The following is a 17,763-nucleotide window of genomic DNA, read 5'->3' as shown; positions in this document are numbered from 1 at the left end:
TTGGCCGAAAGTGACTTCGAACTTGACAGCTACTGTCATGTTCTGAAGACTGTTGGTCCCATGCCCGACTCGATTCCGCTGCGCGAGCGGCAACGCGTTGCGCTACGCGCCGACATTCAGCATGCTGCGCTGCGACTATTCGCCGCAAAGGGTTTCGACAACGTCAGCACCGAAGCGATCGCCGAAGAGGTGGGCATTTCGCCGAGTACATTCTTCCGGCACGTACCGAGTAAGGAGCACCTCTTGCTCGGCGCCACCCAGCGGGGACGCGAGCAAATCGTCGCCAACTTCCGTTCCCGCCCCGCCGACGAGGACGTCGCGGACTCCATCGCCGCGGCCATCCTCGCCCGCACCTCGCAGTTCCTGGACGACGACGAGACACTCGAACTGTGGCGCCGGTCAATGGCGTCGGCACCCGCAGAGTTGCGGCGAGCCTCCCTACTGAGCCGCGAGGACTGCGACGAGCTCATCGACGCAGTTGCCCTCCGCCTCGACAACACCGCTGCCGGGTCGGACATCCGGGCCGGCGTACTCGTCCGCGCTACCGTCGCCGCGGCCGAGTATGCCTATGAGTGGTGGCTCAAATACGATCAGAACGAGTCACTACACACACTCACCCATCGGGCTCTCCAGCTGGTCACCCATGGACTAAACAGTCCGGCGCGGACCACACGGCGTCGGCGATAGCGAGAACCTCGGTCTTTCGGTGGTTCTCATGGGAGGATCACCTGCTGCGATCACGCCCGAACTGCGGGGCTGCGCGGCCGGCCAGCAAGGGCAGATCGAGATACGTTTTGATGCCGGGATCGGCATCCACGACGTACGGGATCGCGCTGACACAGTGGTTGGCGGTGGCGACGATACCGGGGTTGCGCACCAGGCCCTGCTCGATGGTGTCGGGCTGCAGACCCTTGAAGGTGAGCAGGACGTCAGGATCGCCGGTGATCTCGACCTCGAACCGTTCCCCCTCGGGTCCGAAACTCCACGCCGGATCGAAGTTCTCCTCCCCCATGAACCAGTTGACTGTTGCCGTGACGACCGGTGTCCCATCCACGACGGCGCGCCAGTGAAACTTCCTGGCGGCGACCTGACCCGGCTCGATGACACCGACGGGGGTATCGAGCGGCGCAGTCGCCACGGCAACCTCCTGCACGGACTCGAGTTCGGGATCGACGTCGAAACCCATCTCCGCCACGATCATTCGAACCGACGCCTTGAATCCGGCACCCAGCAATTCGACGATCGGACCTGCCATCGCTTCTGCGGGCGAGACGCCGAAACCCATGATGTAGCGCACCACGTCGGGCGCGTTGTAGGTGCGGATGTCACTGAACTCCTCCGAGCGCACATGCGTGACCCCCGCACTCAGCGCCGAGATCATCAGCGGGAACCGTTCGGTGATGCCTCCCGGGTGAATACCCGTGCCGTGCAGCGTACTTCCACCTTCGGCGCACGCATCGAGGATGGCCGTGCAGTTATCCAGATCGGGGTAGACCCAACCGACGGGGGTGACCACATTCTTGCCGGAGCGCAGCAGCGCTACGACCTCGTCCTCGTTCGGCAGCAGCGGACTGTAGACCACGCAGTCGGCGTCGAGAGCGAGGACGTCTTCCATGCTGGTGGTCGCCGTGACACCGATCGGGTCGCGGCCGACGAGTTCGCCGATGTCCTTGCCGTGCTTGCCCTCTGAGTGCACCCAGGCGCCCACCAACTCGAGGTCGGGATGCGCGAGCACCCCCTCGATCGCCGCTCGCCCCACGCCACCAGTCGCCCACTGCACCACTCGGATCGCCATGATGACCATTCAAGTCGTTTTTGACAGTGACTGTCAAGATAGAAGTCGCTATCACACAGCGGCGTGAGTTCACCGCGTCACGGGGTGTCGAGACGCGGCGGGGTGATATTTCGGTCGGGGTGTGGCTCTGGAACGCACATACCCGGACTCGGCAGCCAGCCGGACTCGACAAGCAGCTCGCCCACTTCGGCGATGTTGATCAGATCGAGTTCGTAGTCGAAAAGCCCGTCGCCCGCGTAGTGCAGCACCGAGAACGCCGGCGTTTGATACGGCGTGCCGTCTGCGCGTGTCCCGGCCAAGCGATTCCACCAGTACGTGACGAGGCGATCACCGTCGACCATGGTCCATTCCTCTGGGAAACTCCATCCCTCGAAGCCGACCATCGAGCGGTCGAAGAACGCCGCGATTTCGTCGCGACCCTGAACCCGGCCAAAGGCCGGGTCGATGAAGACCGCATCCTCGGTGAACCACTCGCCGATAGTTGACCAAGGCGCCGTGCCAGCGACACAACGTTCACGCTGTGCGACATAACGCCGGTATGACTCCAGCGCCTCGCGCTCGCGCTCGTTCAGCTCTGCCATGGACTCCCTAACTGTGGGTGTGAAGTGCCCGACTCGAAGAACGAGCCAACTCCGACAACCGAGAGCCCGACCTTAACGCTTCTACCTGCGATCTCCACCTGTTCTCCAGATAACCTCCAAGCTTGCGCCCGCGCGGATCGCGAGCATCGATGCATGCCAGAAATCCTCATCCCCTCGCTTTCCCCCACCGGCCACATCGGACCACTGCTGAACGTCGCACGGGGTCTGGTCGACCGCGGCGACCGCGTCACCGTCCTGACGGCCGCCGCACATGCCGACAAGATTCGCGCCGTCGGCGCCACCCCCGCCGCGATTCCCGCCGAAGCCGATTTCGACACGACCCGCCTCGACCTCGACCTTCCCGGACGGGCCGACACCTCCGGCATCAAGAGGATCAATTTCGACATCCAGCGGATCTTCGTGCAGCCGATGCCATTGCTCACACGCGCACTGTCGGACGCGATGGCGCGGACGCGATTCGACGCGATCCTCGCCGACTCGGCATTCTTCGGGATCCTGCCGTTCCTGCTCGGTGACGCCTCGGCCCGCCCGCCGGTGCTGAGCTACAGCACGACGCCGCTGATGCTGAGTAGCCGCGACACCGCCCCCGGCGGTCTAGGCATGACACCGTCCTCGACCATGTTGGGACGGCTGCGCAATCGGGCACTGACGGTGCTGTCGCACAAGGTGCTGTTGCGCGAGTGCCAGAACGCCGCCAATCTGCAACTCGATCGCTTGAACAGCCGCCAGCTGCCGACGTTCGTTCTCGACTCCGGTGTCCTGGCGGATCGCTACATCGCACCCACGGTGCCCGACTTCGACTATCCCCGAAGCGATCTACCGTCGAATGTGCGGTACGTCGGTGCTGTGCATCCCGGTCCGTCGCGGGGGTTTCGCCGTCCACCGTGGTGGTCGGAACTCGACGGCGACCGGCCCGTCGTGCATGTCACTCAGGGCACCATCGACAACGCCGACCTCGGTCGGCTGCTCGAACCCACCATCGATGCGCTCGGCGGCGAGGACGTCATCGTGGTGGCCACCACCGGCGGACGCGAACTGTCTCAGCTGAAGGTCCCGCTTCCGTTGAATACGTATGTCGCCGAATACATCCCGCACGACGTCCTGCTGCCCAAGGTCGACGTCATGGTCACCAACGGCGGCTACGGCGCGGTTCAGCGGGCGTTGTCGATGGGTGTTCCGCTGGCGGTCGCCGGCAACACAGAGGACAAGCCCGAAGTCGCGGCGCGCGTCGCGTGGAGCGGTGCCGGCGTCAACCTCAAGACCGGGACGCCGAGCCCGAGGGCGATCCGGGCGGCGGTCCGCACGGTGCTGGGCGACGGCAGCTATCTGCGTGCTGCGCGGAAGCTGGAGGCGGCCTTCGCGAGACGCGACGGGGTGGCCGAGATCGCCGCTCTGATCGACGAGGTCATCACGGAGCGTCAGGCGGTGCAGCGATGAGCCCGTGCGCGGACCCGTTCGGCCGCCCACCCATCCCTGCGCAAAAGGAACCCAGGATCAGCTGGCGTAGGCGGCTACGCGTGCCGCTGGCGAGCATTTGGACGACGGTGAAGCCATGGTCGAGCAGCTGCAGTACATCGCGGTAGCGACGTTCCTCGTGTGGGGGCTGGTGAGCTCGCTGGCCCACACGCCGCGGCGCTGAAGGCTAAGCGCTCTTCTCGCGACGCTCGTTGCGAGGCGGCTTGCGGGGAACGATCGTCGGAAGCACGTTGTCTTCGACGGTCTCCCTGGTCACGACCACCTTGGCGACGTCGTCGCGGCTGGGGATGTCGTACATCACCGGCAGCAGGACTTCTTCCATGATGGCGCGCAGGCCGCGGGCACCGGTGCCGCGGTGGATGGCCTGGTCGGCGATGGCCTCGAGCGCCGCTTCGTCGAACTCGAGCTCGACGCCGTCCATCTCGAACAGCCGTGTGTACTGCTTCACCAACGCGTTCTTCGGCTCCGACAGAATCGTGACGAGCGACTCCTTGTCGAGGTTCGTCACCGACGCGACTACCGGGAGACGACCGATGAACTCGGGGATCAAGCCGAACTTGATCAGGTCCTCGGGCATGACCTCGGCGAAGTGGTCCTGGGTATCGATCTCGGCCTTGGAATGCACCTCGGCACCGAAGCCCAGACCGCGCTTGCCGACGCGGTCGGAGACGATCTTCTCCAGACCCGCGAACGCGCCCGCCACGATGAACAGGACGTTGGTGGTGTCGATCTGGATGAACTCCTGGTGCGGGTGCTTGCGGCCACCCTGCGGGGGTACCGAAGCCTGCGTGCCCTCGAGAATCTTCAGCAGCGCCTGCTGCACACCCTCACCGGAGACGTCGCGGGTGATCGACGGGTTCTCGCTCTTGCGGGCGATCTTGTCGACCTCGTCGATGTAGATGATGCCGGTCTCGGCGCGCTTGACGTCATAGTCGGCGGCCTGGATCAGCTTGAGCAAAATGTTCTCGACGTCCTCGCCGACATAGCCCGCCTCCGTCAGCGCGGTGGCATCGGCGATGGCGAACGGGACGTTCAGCATCTTCGCCAGTGTCTGCGCGAGGTAGGTCTTGCCGCAGCCGGTGGGGCCGAGCATCAGGATGTTGGACTTGGCCAGCTCGACGGGCTCGGCGCGCGAATCGCGCATCTTCTCGCCGGCCTGGATGCGCTTGTAGTGGTTGTAGACGGCGACGGCCAGGGTGCGCTTGGCGGTGTCCTGTCCGATGACATATCCCTCGAGGAACTCGCGAATCTCCGCAGGCTTTGGCAGTTCGTCGAGTTTGACGTCGTCGGCGTCGGCCAGTTCCTCTTCGATGATCTCGTTACACAGGTCTATGCATTCATCGCAGATATATACGCCGGGGCCGGCAATGAGTTTTTTGACCTGCTTCTGACTCTTCCCGCAGAACGAGCACTTCAGCAGGTCACCGCCGTCTCCGATGCGCGCCATGTGGTGAAGTCCTACTTTCCTGTTCGCAATAAGATCTGGTTCGATTCGCTCGAGATCCCACTGGGTGTTGATCCCGACGCTACCCGCTTGTTCCGGCACGAGGCGACCGATAAAGCCGAATCGCGTAGTTGGTATTCACTTGTGTGGGCAGAACATATCGCCTAACCACCCCGCAACCCTCTCGAACGCGCTGCCGCGCCCCTGGCGTGTCGCCGCCGTTACCCGTTCGGGAGCCGTCCGCAACCAAAGTACCCGTTGCCGGCAACCGCGCGTTCCCGGTGCCGCACCCCTTACCGGCGACCCGGGCCGACCGGCCCCGGACCCACCGGGCCAGGACCCACCGGACCTGGACCCACCGGACCGACGACTCCGCCGACACCAACGGGCCCGACCGGCCCCACCACCGGGTTCGGCGGGTTCACGTACACGGTCGCGTCGACCGGCACGCAAACGAGGGTGTACACGTCCCAGTACATCCCGTAGGGGCACGGTGGCGGTGGCGGCGGCGGCGGTGGCTGCGCACCGCCGATCGCGGACGATCCGAACTGCACCAATACCGCGGCGGCCGCCGAAGCGATTACCGCGAGCACCGCCCCGCGAAGTCGTACCCCCACCATCGTGGCCCTTCCCCTGTCGCCGTATCCAGTCTGCACGGTGTCGACAGCTTGCCATGCACGGCGGGTCCCGGACCCCGATTCGGCGGCATTACTGACGCCGGCGCAAGCCCTGGCAGCGGGCTCAGACGGTCTGAGCGGACAGCTTGCGGTACTCCAGGACGGTATCGATCACGCCGTACTCCTTGGCCTCCTCGGCTGTCAGGATCTTGTCGCGGTCGGTGTCCTTACGGATCTGCGCAGCGTCCTTGCCGGTGTGGTGGGCCAGCGTGGTCTCCATCAGCGTGCGCATCCGCTCGATCTCCTTGGCCTGGATCTCCAGGTCGGAGAACTGGCCCTGGATGACGCCGGACAAAGCGGGCTGGTGGATCAGGATGCGGGCGTTGGGCAGCGCGAGGCGCTTACCGGGGCTGCCCGCGGCGAGCAGCACGGCGGCGGCCGACGCGGCCTGGCCGAGGCAGACGGTCTGGATGTCCGCGCGAACGTACTGCATGGTGTCGTAGATCGCCATCAGCGACGTGAAAGAGCCACCCGGCGAGTTGATGTACATGGTGATGTCGCGGTCGGGATCAAGCGACTCGAGCACCAGCAGCTGGGCCATGATGTCGTTCGCCGACGCGTCGTCGACTTGCACGCCGAGGAAGATGATGCGCTCCTCGAACAGCTTGTTGTACGGGTTGGACTCTTTGACACCGAAGCTCGAATGCTCGATGAACGACGGCAGGATGTAGCGGGCCTGCGGCTGGAGGCGTGAGTCAGTGTGGTCGGTCATTTGTCCAGTCCTGCGCTCGGGCCAGAGCCGTTGATGCTGGCGCTGGTGATGATGTGGTCAACGAAGCCGTATTCGAGGGCTTCCTGCGCGGTGAACCAGCGGTCGCGGTCGGAGTCGGCTTCGATCCGCTCAAGCGTCTGCCCGGTGAACTCCGCGTTCAGCCGGAACATCTCCTTCTTGATGACCGTGAACTGCTCGGCCTGGATCGCGATGTCCGCGGCGCCGCCGGTGATGCCACCGAGTGGCTGGTGCATCAGGATGCGGGCGTGCGGGAGCGCGTATCGCTTGCCCTTGGTGCCCGCGGCGAGCAGGAACTCACCCATCGACGCGGCCATGCCCATCGCGTAGGTGGCGACGTCGCACGGCGCGAGGACCATGGTGTCGTAGATCGCCATGCCCGCGCTGATCGATCCGCCCGGCGAGTTGATGTAGAGGTGGATGTCCTTGGTTGGATCCTCGGCCGACAGCAGCAGAATCTGCGCGCACAGCCTATTGGCGATGTCGTCGTCGACCTGTGATCCCAGGAAGATGATGCGCTCGGAGAGCAACCGTTCGTAGACAGAGTCGACGAGGTTCAGACCGGGCGATGCACCACGCATGTCAGTCACGACTGGATACCTGCTTTCTTTCAAGTCCTAACACTCACCGACACTAACCAACCTGTGCGAGCGCGCACTCCCCAGACAGGCCGCTTTCGCTCACAGCGTCACTTGGCGTCGGCGGTTTCCTCGTCGGCCTCCGCCGTTTCGGCCGAGGTCTCGGGGGCTTCAAGCGCCTCCGAATCGCCGCCACGGGAGAAGAACTCCGAGGTGTCCACGACCTCACCGTTCGAATCGGTGATCGTGGCGCCCTCGACGACCTGCGCCACGGCCAGACCGCGACGGACGTCGGCGAACAGCGCCGCCAACTGGTTGTTCTCCTGCAGGGCGGCCAGCAGCTGCTGCGGCTCCATGCCGTACTGCTGCGACATCAGCATCAGACGCTGGGTGATGTCGTCCTGACCGACCTGGATGTCGAGCTTGTCGGCGATCGCGTCCACCAGCAGCTGGGTGCTGACGGCCTTCTCCGCGTTGGTGCGGTTCTCCTCGTCGAACTTCTCCCGGCTGCCGCCCTGAGCTTCGAGTGCCTCCGCGAACCGCGCCTCGTCATGGTCCAGCCCGTGGATGGCGTTGTGCAGGGCTTCGTCCACCTGCGCCTGCACGACGTTCTCAGGCAGCGGTACCTCGACCTGGTCAAGCAGAGCCTCGAGCACCTTGTCCCGGATCAGTTCGGCCTGCTGGACGCGCTTGCGGGTGCGCAGCTGCTCGGTGAGGCTGTTCTTGAGCTCGTCGATGGTGTCGAATTCGCTTGCCAGCTGGGCGAATTCGTCATCGGGCTCGGGCAGCTCGCGCTCTTTGACCGACTTCACGGTGACGGTGACCTGAGCGTCCTCGTCGGCGTGCGCGCCGGCGGCCAGCTTGGTGGTGAAGACGCGGGTCTCCCCCTCCTTGAGGCCGATGATGGCTTCGTCGAGGCCCTCGATCAGCTGGCCGGAACCGATCTCGTGTGAGAGTCCCTCGGTCTTGGCCTCGGGCAGGTCCTCGCCGTCGACGGTCGCGGACAGGTCGATGGAGACGAAGTCGCCGTCCTCGGCGGCACGGTCGACACCGGTCAGCGTGCCGAAGCGGGCACGGAGGTTTTGCAGCTCGGCGTCCACCTCGTCGTCGCTGATCTCGATGGCGTCGACCGTGAGCTCCAGCGCGTCAAGGTCCGGGAGGTCGATCTCGGGGCGGACGTCGACCTCGGCGGTGAACTCGAGGTCCTCGCCGTACTCCTTCTTGGTGACCTCGATGTCCGGCTGGCCGATCGGGCGCAGATCCGAAGACGTCACCGCCTCGCTGTAGCGGCCGGGAAGTGCATCGTTGACGACCTGATCCAGCATGGCCTCGCGGCCGAAACGGGCCTCGAGCAGCTTGCGCGGCGCCTTGCCGGGCCGGAAGCCGGGCAGCCGAACCTGGCTGGCCAGCTGCTTGAAGGCGCGATCGAACTCGGGTTCGAGCTCGGTGAAGGGCACCTCCACGTTGATGCGAACCCTGGTCGGGCTCAACTTCTCGACGGTGCTCTTCACGCTCATGCTCCTCATTGGTCCTGGGTGGTCTTGTCTATCTAGGGTGCAGTCGGGGTGACAGGATTTGAACCTGCGGCCTTCCGCTCCCAAAGCGGATGCGCTACCAAGCTGCGCTACACCCCGCGCCGATGCAGTCGCCCTCGAAACACAGAACGACCACGCGAGATACTACGGCCTGGACGCGCCCTGCCTTTAATTGGATGATTCCGCGGGCGCCGGTACAGTCTCCTGGTGCAACACACGCGGGCGTAGCTCAATGGTAGAGCCCTAGTCTTCCAAACTAGCTACGCGGGTTCGATTCCCGTCGCCCGCTCCAACAAAACTGGTGGTAGTGGCGTTGCCGCTGGTCGCGCGCGCTTTTCGCGCCCTGGCCGCTGCGCCGCTATCTCGATGAATCCCATGGTTCCGACCACGAACACGACGGCAGAAGCGAACTGGGCGCCGATCGCGCCTCCTGACGCCACGATGAGTCCCACCACCAAGTACTGCTCGTTTTAGCCCAGCCGCCGCTCGATCATGCTCGGTGGCGGATCACGGTCAAGCGCCATGGTCGACCCTTGCTCCGCCGTTGAAATCCGCCGGATCTCTATTTGCCCGACGGAGCGACGGTCTACCGGTGGAGTTCGAACTGGCCAGACGCCTAGCGACGCGCCAACTCCCTACGGCTGCAGAGGAATTGGTATCGGCGGTCCGGCGTAGTTGTTGCTGCCGCCCTCGATGTTCTGGTTGTTCTGGGTGACCTGGGTGATGTTCCCGCGGCCGAACTCGAACGTGTTGTTGGCGATGCCCCCGCCGATGTTTCCGCCTGCCGCGCCGGGGCTGTTCTGCTGTCCGCCCCAGCGAACTGGGATCATCCATGGAGCGTTGCCGGTGACGACGCCGGGCAGAATGTTCACGGCGTTGGTGTCGCCACCGATGTAGTTCTGGTTGGTCTGCGTGACCTGGGTCGCGTTGTTCTGGCCGACGACGTAGGTGTTGTTGGCGAAATTCAGGCCGATTTTGTCGCCGCCTGCGGCACCGGGGCTGTTGTTCTGACCCGCGATCTGGATGGGCGCCAACAGTGGGTTGTTCGGGGCGCCTGCAGGACCGACAGTGTTGCCGCTGCCGGCAATGGAGTTCTGGTTGACCTGGGTGACCTGGGTGGCGTTGCCACTGCCGACGACGAAGGTGTTGTTGGAGAGATTGGCGCCGATCCTGTTGCCGCCCGCGGCGCCTGGGCTGTTGTTCTGCCCGCCCCACTGCGCCGTGCTGCCGGAGTCTCCGCCCGGCGCGACGGTGTTGCCGCTGCCGCCGACGGAGTTCTGGTTGAACTGATTGACCGTCGTGGTGTTTCCGCGGCCGGCGACGAACGTGTTGTTGGAGAAGCTGAGTCCGGTCTTGTTGCCACCTGCGGCCCCCGGGCTGTTGCTCTGGCCGCCCAACTGAGCAGAGTCGCCGCCGCCGCCCCCGCCCGGGTTGACGGTGTTGCCGCTTCCGCCGATCGAGTTCTGGTTGAACTGATTGACATTGGTCGTGTTGTCCCGCCCAACCACGTATGTGTTGTTGGAAATGTCGAGTCCGGTGGTGTTGCCGCCCGCGGCACCGGGGCTGGTGCTCTGCCCACCGACCTGCATCGCTCCGCCGCTGCTGCTGCCTCCACTGGTCGAGCTGTTACCGCTGCCGCCCGTGTCGTTCTCGTTGGCTTGATTGACCGTCGTGTTGTTGTTGCGGGCCACGACGATCGTGTTGTTCGACACCCGGAGCATCGTCTTTCTGCCGCCTGAGGCGCCTGGGCTGTCCTTCTGCCCGCCGACCTGGACGTCCGGTATGCGGATCACCCGCCCGCTGGCGGTGTTTCCGTTGCCGCCCACCGAATTCTGGTTGGTCTGATTGACATTCGTGGTGTTGCTGCGGCCGATGACGTAGGTGTTGTTCGAGATGTTGACCGCGGTGTGATTGCCGCCTGCGGCGCCGGGACTGTCGGCCTCGCCACCTACCTGAACATCGGCGTTCGCGGTTGCCGGGAGCAAAAGGCCTGCGCCGCTTAGCGTTAGGCTGCCGGCGATGATACCGACGCCGAAGGTGTGATTCAGCGGCTTCCGGTGGCACGGCATCCGGTGATCGGCCATTCTGATGTTCTCCTGACGAGATAGCCACTAAAGCGGGTCGCTGAAGCGGGTCGACGAGTGTTGGGTTTGTGGCGCGGCGGTAGCTAGCCGCCGAGGTTGATGACGACGTTGCCGCTTCCGCCTTGGGTGTTCTCGCCAGTGGCGGCCCCCGGGCTGTTTCGCTGTGTATCGAAGAGCGGCGACAACCAGATTGGTAGCTCTTCGCCCACGGTCACGACGGTGTTGTTGTCGCCTCCGCGGTAGTTGCCGTCATTGGTCGGAGTACCGATGTTGCCCCCGGCGGCACCCGGGCTGTTGTTCTGGCCGCCGATCTGCACCCCGTCGGCACGAAGATCGGTCGGCTGCCAATCCTGCTGCCCGTCGGCGAACCCGGCCCAGGCGGCAGCGCCCCCCAATACGGCGAAGCCGAAGCACGCCGACCAACCGAGCGTCGTTCGCATGCGCGCTTTCTCCGGCTTGCTCATGGTTGTTTTCCTTTCACTCCGAGCGAGGACAACGCTGAACCGCCGTCGTGAAACGACGGTTCAGCGTGTCCTGTTGGTTGAGCCCGAGCGATCTCGGCCTCAACCCTCGATCACGGAAGGCCGAGTTTGATCGGAATGTGGACCGACGTGTTGCCGGTGCCACCCTGGAAGTTGCGATTGCTTTGAATGACTTGCGTGAAGGACCCTCGGAAGTTGACCGTGTTGCCGGACCCTGAGGACCCGCCCATGGTGCCGCCCGCCGCACCCGGGCTGTTGCGTTGGCCGCCCCACCGGAAGCTCGGGATGTTGGGGCCGCCGACCGTGACCGGGATGTGGACGGAGGTGTTTCCGTCGCCGCCGGTGTAGTTGCCGTTCGTCTGGTTGACGGTAGTGATGCTTCCGACACCGCTGGTGAACGTGTTGTTCGACGCGGTTGATCCGCCCATGGTGCCACCGGCAGCACCCGGGCTGTCGCTCTGCCCGCCGACCGAAACATCGGCACTTGCCGTGGCCGGAGCGAGAAGGCCGATCGCCCCTAAGGCGAGGCCGCTTGTCACGATTCCCGCACCGAATGTGCGAGTCAGCGGAGACCTCCGACTTGGCGTCCTGTGCTTGCTCATATTGCGCTCCTTTGCTGTTTTTGAGCAGATTGAAACTAGCCGTCCACGGAGAAATTCCGCCGAACGGCAGCTATGAATGAATGGCGCACAACAGGGTGATTCCGGTGTTTTCACCGCAGCATCCGGTTGTATCTCGAAAGGCGCCTAACCGGGCGCCTACCGAACCGCACGCGTTTGGTCCTGTCCTAAGCCACTCCCCCTTTCCCCACCGACCCCACTCAGTTCGGAGAACTGGGGAGAACATATTCCTTTGCTGGAGGGTGTGTCAAGCATCACAGACCGGAATTCTGAGCGAACCTGAAGGTCACCTGTCCGACGCGGTGATCGGGCTGCCACCGCCGGTCGGGCGACGGATCTCGTTGTCACATAGTCCAGTGTTGGACTGCTGACGCCGGCTTGCTGGTGTGGGCTGCGACGGGAGGGATTGCCTGTTCATCCGTGCTCTCATGACCACCGCCCTCAGTCGAGTGGCGCGAAGTCGCAGAATCCGAATAATGGCCGAGCGCTCGTCGGCTGCGGAGCCTTCCGAGCACGAATCCGCAGTGTTCGGCAGCGGCCGCCGAGCAATGCCAGATGACGAAGGATCCCAAAATAAGAATGGTTGCTCAGCAGCTTGGAAGCCTAGGTTTGGGCGGTGTTGACAACCCCTCCTGTCCGGGAAGCGAACGCGACCGCCCCCTCGCCGGGGTTGCCATCGCAGTCAGACGAGCGCCAAAAATGCTATTGACCTCCTCAAGCGAATGAAGAAACGATTTGCTGACTTATTTACGCGTAAATTAAAACATGTTGGCGAGGTCCTTCCTGTCGCAACAATTCGAAACAGATATGAAATGGGTCGATCGCCATTATTCGAATAATTTCTCGACGTTTATCGCGCGTGTAACGGACGTTGAAATCAACGATTATGGAGTTGGCCCAATTTGACCGTGATAATCGGCTGCACCACGCGCGCTCCGACACCGCCTATGGCAACGCGGCCGAGCACCCGGCGGGCGGCGGGTCACTCGGATGTGCGCGCATGTCGGGCATCATGGGCTTCTGCCGCGACCGGGATTCAGAACGCACCGAAACGACAAACCAAACGGTGGAATCGGTAAAGCATGTGGCGGCCATGTCGCGCGGCCTACAGTCGTCATTCATCAGTGACGCGCGGGGGAAGGTGACGAAATATGCGGGCTCTGCGGGTACTTGCTCACCGACTGATGACCGCCGGGGGCTTTGCGTTGGCGATCGTCGCTCCGATCGGCGTCATCGGCGCCTCAGCCACCGATCTCCCCGCCTACCTTGCGCAGTGCAACGGCGGCGAGGAGCCGGATTCTTTTACCACGACGTGTGTTCCGTTCATGACGCCGAATACCCGCACAACGGCCGCTACCGGCGCCAGCGCCGGAGTGTGTCCCCCGGGGGTCACCGGTGCAGAGTGCGACGCGCCGGGCGGAAATACGGAGGCCACCAATCCGCAAGCGAGCGAGGCGGAACGGATGGCGGCCGAAGCCGAGCAGATCGGGCAGGACGTTGCGGGAGCAGACAGCACCTAGGACGGTCGGCTCCGATAAGCGGGGCTACCAAACGTCGTGACGACGCTCATGTCCTTTAATCGGCGGGCGTCTTCTGGATTGCGACCAGGGTGACGTCGTCGAGTGCGGCGCCCGCCTCGGCGAGCGCACGGGCTCGAGAGCACAGTTCGACGGGATCGGGGTATTGGGCGACGAGTTTCAACGCCGGACGGACGTCGGCGCCGTCACCGATCAGATCCAGCACGCCGTCGGACGCGATGACAAGCGTTTCTCCGTCTTCCAACATCACGTCGTGCGATATCCACTTCTCGTCGTCCAGCACCCCGAGCGGCAGACCCTCGCTCGACAACCGCTCGACGACACCGGTTTTACGCACTATTACGGCGAGACCATGTCCGGCGTCGACGTAGCGCACTGCCCCCGTGGCGGTATCCAGTCGCGCGTGAAACAGCGTGACGAAGGTTTCGGTGCTGGTGAGATCGTCGGACAGTTGCGCCGAAACGGAGTTCACGGCGTCGGCGAGGTCGGCACCGTGATCCAATTCGTCGACCGCCCGCGACGCCGCGCGAAGGGCTGACCGCACGCTGGCGGTCAGGATCGCCGCGCCGAGTCCCTTGCCCATCACGTCGGCGACGGTGAAGATCACACCGCGCTGCGAGCTGTAATGGTCGTAGAAGTCGCCGCCGACCGCGAAGGCGGGTAAACACAAGGCGCACATCGTGTAGCCCGGCAGATCGCCGAGGGGTCGCGGCAGCAGATGACTTTGCACCTGTGTTGCACGATCCATCTCGTCGAACCGTTCCAGTTCCCGCTGAACCCAACCTGCCAACTCGCGAAACGTCTCCACCTGCTCGCTGTCGAGCGAGCGCGGTTCGGTGTCGTAGATGCAGAACGTGCCGACAGGGTGACCGCCGGGGCCGAACAGTGGGTAGCCGGCGTAGAACCGGACACCGCCTTCGGCCTTGATCGCGGGCAACTCGCAGAAATCCGGCTCCTGGCGCGCATCCTCGATGATCAGGGCCGGTTCATCGACGTTCATGTACACGCGTGCGATGGTCGCCCGACAGATGGTCTGCTCCCGGGGTACCGTGCCTGCCAGGTCAAGACCGTCGTTCTGTTTGAACCACTGGCACTCGCGATCGACTAGCGACACCGCGGCCATCGGCACACCGAACACCTGTCGCGCCATCCGGGTGATGCGGGAAAATCGCTCTTCGGGTTCTGAGCCCAGCAAGTGCAGCTGCTCGACAGAGCGCATCCGGGCATCTTCGACCTCGGGAGCGAGCACGAAGCCGTCACGGACGACTTCGGCTGACATGGCCTCACACTCGAACTCTTGAACCACGCGTCCCCCATCGCTCGATCCCCGCGTTAGGCGAAACGATATTTGGCAGAGCAGGGTGGTGGTCGAGAATTCATCGGGATCGCGGACTCTCCTCGCGACACAACAGTCTTAGAAGGTGACATGGCAGCGGAGGACCCGGGACGCACAGCGGTCGTCGTCGTGCATGGAATGGGCGAGATCCGCCCGATGGAGACGTTCGACACTTTCGTGAGAACGGCCGTGCATCCAGTCGACGGGAAATGGGACTACCATCCGCGTCCGGCCGAGGTCACCGACACCTACGAAGCGCGCCGCTACGTTGCCCCTGGTCCGGTCGACTTCTTCGAATACCACTGGCCATTCCTGATGACGGCGGGCAAGTACGCCGGCGTTGCGTCGACGGCGCTGCGGCTCTTTCTGCGACGGCCCGGCAACGTGCCCGACGCCCTCCTCGGCATTTGGCGTCGCGTCTGGATCGTGGTTCTGGCAGCCCTGTTGCTGATCCCCATACTGTTCGTGTCCGGCTACGCGCTGAATTCGGATGTTCCGGCGTGGATCATCGGGTTGACCATCAGCGCGGTCGTGTTGATCTTCTGGTTCGGCCTTTACCGCATGCTGGCGCGAGCGTTGGTGAACAAGAAGACCGCGCCCCTGGTCGACTCCGCCCGCTACCTTGACCCGTCGCCGTCGTCGTATGTGGCGCGACGAGCCGTTCGCGGCGGCCTGGTCGACCTTCTCCGCGATTTGCACGGGGAGGGGTACACGCGCATCGTCGTGGTTGCCCACGGCATCGGCACCTTCATCGCCTATGACGCGCTGACGCTGTTCTGGGCTCAGCTTCACAAGCAGGGAAAGCGCTCGTGCATAACCGATTTCGTCACCATCGGTGCACCACTGACCCTTGCGGATCTGTTGCTTACTCGGCCGCCGTTGCTCAGCGGCATGAAGACGTCGGACGTCACCACGCGGCGTGAGCTGTTCGAGGAACTGATCCGGCGCGGCGTAGTCGTCGGTTGCCAACCCGAGTCTCCGTTCGCCGGCACGCGGTGGACGAACATGTGGTTTCCCGTGTCTCGGGGCAGTCGCCGCGGCGACTGGTTCGGCGGCGCGTTGGGTCCGTTGTTCGGCGCCGGCATCCGCGATATCGCGGTGAGCGGCAATCAGCCCGAGCGGCTCGAACCCGGTTCCGCGCACACCGAGTACTTCAGCCATCCTGACAAGGACGCCGACGGTGATGTCGCCTGGCACCTGCGCAGGACTCTCGCGCTGTAGGTCTCCGCTCTGGGCGTAACTCGCTGCATGTTCGCGACCGATCTTGACTGTTTCCTGTCGGTACGCTGGAGGCCATGAACGGCGTGCTGCTTGTCCTCGTTGTCGTGGTCGTCGTCGCTCTCGGGGCGGTGGTGTACGGAGCGATGAGGGCCTCCGACCGGCGCAACGCCGCTTCACTGGAGGACGCGAAAGCCGACGCGCGTCGCGTGATCGAACGTCTCGGCGGCCAGGTCATCAACTTGACCGGCACCGACGACGCCTCCAAGCAGGCGCTTGCCGACGCTTCGGAGCGGTATACGGCCGCGGGTTCGCAGATCGAGCAGGCAAACACCGCCAAGCAGGCGCTGCTTGCCAAGGAGAGTGCGCTCGAAGGCCTCTACTACGTGCGCGCTGCCCGCACCGCGATGGGCATCGACCCGGGCCCCGAGCTCGAGACGCTTGCCGGCCAACGTTCGGCCGGCACCGTCACCGAGGACCGGAGGGTCAACTTCGAAGGTCGCGAGATCGAGGCGTCACCGGCTCCGTCCGAGCGCACACCGAACTACTACCCCGGCGGCCGCGTAGCCGGCCGCCCCGTGCCCGCCGGCTGGTACTCCGAGCCGTGGTGGAAGCCCGCGTTGGTCGCCGGCGCCTGGGGTGTGGGATCGATGTTCCTGTTCAGCGCACTGTTCTCGGGCATGGCCGGCAGCGGATATGAGCAGGGATTCGCGGAGGGCTACGACCAAGGATTCGATCAAGGCGGGGATCCGGGCGGGGACTATGGAGGCGACGGCGGCGGCGATGGCGGCTGGGGCGGCGACTGGGGCGGCGGCGACTTCGGCGGCTTCTAGCCTCCAGCAGATTCGATCCCTATCTCTGGCAGGTCGGACACCAGAACAGGTTGCGCCCCTCCAACTCCGCAGTGCGAATCTCGGTGCCGCACACCCGACATGGCTCTCCCGCGCGCCGGTACACGTAGGTGCGCGGCCGGCCGGGGCCGTATGACGGCAGTCCATGGTCGTCCTCGGGGCGGATCGCGATGATCTTGCCTCGCCGCACACCCACTTTCATCAACGCGACGAGATCTGTCCACATCGCGAAGAATTCGCTGTCGTCGATGTGCGTGCCCGGCCGGTACGGATCGACGAGATGTCGGTACAACAGCTCGCTGCGGTACACGTTGCCCACGCCTGCAATCACCGACTGGTCCATCAGCAGTGCACCGATGGGTCTGCGCGACTTGCGGATTCGGTTCCACGCCAATGTCCCGTCGGCGTCGCGGCGCAACGGGTCTGGGCCAAGACGCGCGACGATGTCGGCGATCTCCGGCTCGTCGATCACCTCGCACACCGTAGGGCCGCGCAGGTCGGTGCCGTACTCGGCACCGAGCATCCGCATCCGCACCTGACCGACGGGCAGTGGCATGGGCAGCGGGAGTTCGCTGAACGTTCCGTACAACCCGAGGTGAACGTGCACGACGCGGCCGCCGTCGTAGTGGTGGAACAGGTGCTTACCCCACGCACTGGCCTTCTTGAGGATGTGTCCGTTCACCGCCGCGGCCCCTTCGGCGAATCGGCCCTGCGGGCTAGACACCATAACCGGTGCCCGGCCGAAGCGGCGCTGATGCAGCCGGGCAAGCCGGTGCAGCGTGTGCCCTTCCGGCATC

General features: G+C 64.5%; 17 protein-coding genes and 2 tRNA genes. 6 read left to right on the top strand and 13 right to left on the bottom strand.

The window, feature by feature from the left end; all coding sequences use genetic code 11:
- Window positions 1–60 precede the first annotated feature (60 nt).
- A complete protein-coding gene (locus tag G6N36_RS29030; RefSeq protein ID WP_163690228.1) occupies window positions 61–687 on the top strand; it encodes a TetR family transcriptional regulator in 627 nt (208 codons plus the stop codon).
- A 37-nt stretch (window positions 688–724) separates the two neighbouring features.
- Here the strand turns inward: G6N36_RS29030 and G6N36_RS29025 are convergent, their stop codons facing one another.
- Window positions 725–1,795 (bottom strand): NAD(P)H-dependent amine dehydrogenase family protein, encoded by a 1,071-nt coding sequence (locus tag G6N36_RS29025; protein WP_163690227.1) that lies wholly within the window; start codon window positions 1,793–1,795, stop codon window positions 725–727.
- A 77-nt stretch (window positions 1,796–1,872) separates the two neighbouring features.
- Window positions 1,873–2,376: a nuclear transport factor 2 family protein gene (locus G6N36_RS29020; protein WP_163690226.1), complete on the bottom strand. Its 504-nt coding sequence runs from the start codon at window positions 2,374–2,376 to the stop codon at window positions 1,873–1,875.
- A gap of 153 nt (window positions 2,377–2,529) precedes the next feature.
- On the opposite strand from G6N36_RS29020, the gene G6N36_RS29015 reads away from it, so the two are divergent.
- Complete coding sequence (locus G6N36_RS29015; protein ID WP_163690225.1) at window positions 2,530–3,834, top strand: nucleotide disphospho-sugar-binding domain-containing protein; 1,305 nt, start codon at window positions 2,530–2,532, stop codon at window positions 3,832–3,834.
- Window positions 3,835–4,039: 205 nt separating this feature from the next.
- On the opposite strand, the gene clpX is transcribed toward G6N36_RS29015, so the two are convergent.
- The 6 genes from clpX to G6N36_RS28985 form a co-directional block, all read right to left on the bottom strand.
- Window positions 4,040–5,320: an ATP-dependent Clp protease ATP-binding subunit ClpX gene (gene clpX / locus G6N36_RS29010; RefSeq protein WP_163690224.1), complete on the bottom strand. Its 1,281-nt coding sequence runs from the start codon at window positions 5,318–5,320 to the stop codon at window positions 4,040–4,042.
- A gap of 290 nt (window positions 5,321–5,610) precedes the next feature.
- Window positions 5,611–5,937, bottom strand: a complete 327-nt coding sequence (locus G6N36_RS29005; RefSeq protein ID WP_163683914.1) for a hypothetical protein — start codon at window positions 5,935–5,937, stop codon at window positions 5,611–5,613.
- 121 nt (window positions 5,938–6,058) lie between these two features.
- Window positions 6,059–6,706: an ATP-dependent Clp protease proteolytic subunit gene (locus G6N36_RS29000; RefSeq protein ID WP_163690223.1), complete on the bottom strand. Its 648-nt coding sequence runs from the start codon at window positions 6,704–6,706 to the stop codon at window positions 6,059–6,061.
- Complete coding sequence (locus G6N36_RS28995; protein ID WP_179964975.1) at window positions 6,703–7,305, bottom strand: ATP-dependent Clp protease proteolytic subunit; 603 nt, start codon at window positions 7,303–7,305, stop codon at window positions 6,703–6,705. The genes G6N36_RS29000 and G6N36_RS28995 overlap by 4 nt, the downstream gene beginning before the upstream one ends.
- A 107-nt stretch (window positions 7,306–7,412) precedes the next feature.
- On the bottom strand, window positions 7,413–8,813 hold the full coding sequence (gene tig / locus G6N36_RS28990) for a trigger factor (protein ID WP_220096934.1): 1,401 nt from the start codon (window positions 8,811–8,813) through the stop codon (window positions 7,413–7,415).
- Window positions 8,814–8,862: 49 nt separating this feature from the next.
- Window positions 8,863–8,936 (bottom strand) — tRNA-Pro (locus G6N36_RS28985).
- 119 nt (window positions 8,937–9,055) lie between these two features.
- Here G6N36_RS28985 and G6N36_RS28980 point away from each other — a divergent pair.
- Window positions 9,056–9,129: transfer RNA gene (locus G6N36_RS28980), tRNA-Gly, on the top strand.
- Window positions 9,130–9,472: 343 nt separating this feature from the next.
- On the opposite strand, the gene G6N36_RS28975 is transcribed toward G6N36_RS28980, so the two are convergent.
- From G6N36_RS28975 to G6N36_RS28965, 3 genes are all read right to left on the bottom strand, one after another.
- Window positions 9,473–10,921, bottom strand: coding sequence for a hypothetical protein (locus G6N36_RS28975; RefSeq protein ID WP_163690220.1), 1,449 nt, complete (start codon window positions 10,919–10,921; stop codon window positions 9,473–9,475).
- 83 nt (window positions 10,922–11,004) lie between these two features.
- A complete protein-coding gene (locus G6N36_RS28970) occupies window positions 11,005–11,385 on the bottom strand; it encodes a hypothetical protein (protein WP_163690219.1) in 381 nt (126 codons plus the stop codon).
- 110 nt (window positions 11,386–11,495) lie between these two features.
- Window positions 11,496–12,005 carry a hypothetical protein gene (locus G6N36_RS28965; protein WP_163690218.1) on the bottom strand — a complete coding sequence of 170 codons (510 nt, stop codon included), beginning with the start codon at window positions 12,003–12,005 and terminating at the stop codon, window positions 11,496–11,498.
- A gap of 1,169 nt (window positions 12,006–13,174) precedes the next feature.
- On the opposite strand from G6N36_RS28965, the gene G6N36_RS28960 reads away from it, so the two are divergent.
- Window positions 13,175–13,543 (top strand): hypothetical protein, encoded by a 369-nt coding sequence (locus G6N36_RS28960; protein WP_163690217.1) that lies wholly within the window; start codon window positions 13,175–13,177, stop codon window positions 13,541–13,543.
- A 55-nt stretch (window positions 13,544–13,598) separates the two neighbouring features.
- On the opposite strand, the gene G6N36_RS28955 is transcribed toward G6N36_RS28960, so the two are convergent.
- The gene (locus G6N36_RS28955) at window positions 13,599–14,840 is read right to left on the bottom strand and encodes a PP2C family protein-serine/threonine phosphatase (RefSeq protein WP_163690216.1); all 1,242 of its coding nucleotides are present in this window, start codon (window positions 14,838–14,840) and stop codon (window positions 13,599–13,601) included.
- A gap of 147 nt (window positions 14,841–14,987) precedes the next feature.
- Here G6N36_RS28955 and G6N36_RS28950 point away from each other — a divergent pair, with 147 nt between their 5' ends.
- Together G6N36_RS28950 and G6N36_RS28945 are read left to right on the top strand one after the other, a co-directional pair.
- Window positions 14,988–16,118 (top strand): hypothetical protein, encoded by a 1,131-nt coding sequence (locus G6N36_RS28950; RefSeq protein WP_163690215.1) that lies wholly within the window; start codon window positions 14,988–14,990, stop codon window positions 16,116–16,118.
- Between the two features lie 74 nt (window positions 16,119–16,192).
- Window positions 16,193–16,948, top strand: a complete 756-nt coding sequence (locus tag G6N36_RS28945; RefSeq protein ID WP_163690214.1) for a DUF1542 domain-containing protein — start codon at window positions 16,193–16,195, stop codon at window positions 16,946–16,948.
- Window positions 16,949–16,967: 19 nt separating this feature from the next.
- Here the strand turns inward: G6N36_RS28945 and G6N36_RS28940 are convergent, their stop codons facing one another.
- A complete protein-coding gene (locus tag G6N36_RS28940; RefSeq protein ID WP_163690213.1) occupies window positions 16,968–17,762 on the bottom strand; it encodes an Fpg/Nei family DNA glycosylase in 795 nt (264 codons plus the stop codon).
- Window position 17,763 lies beyond the last annotated feature (1 nt).

Source organism: Mycolicibacterium gadium (assembly GCF_010728925.1).
In the GTDB taxonomy this organism is placed as follows: domain Bacteria; phylum Actinomycetota; class Actinomycetes; order Mycobacteriales; family Mycobacteriaceae; genus Mycobacterium; species Mycobacterium gadium.
The sequence above is the reverse complement of the archived record's forward strand: the minus strand, read 5'-3'. Positions and strand labels throughout refer to the sequence as shown.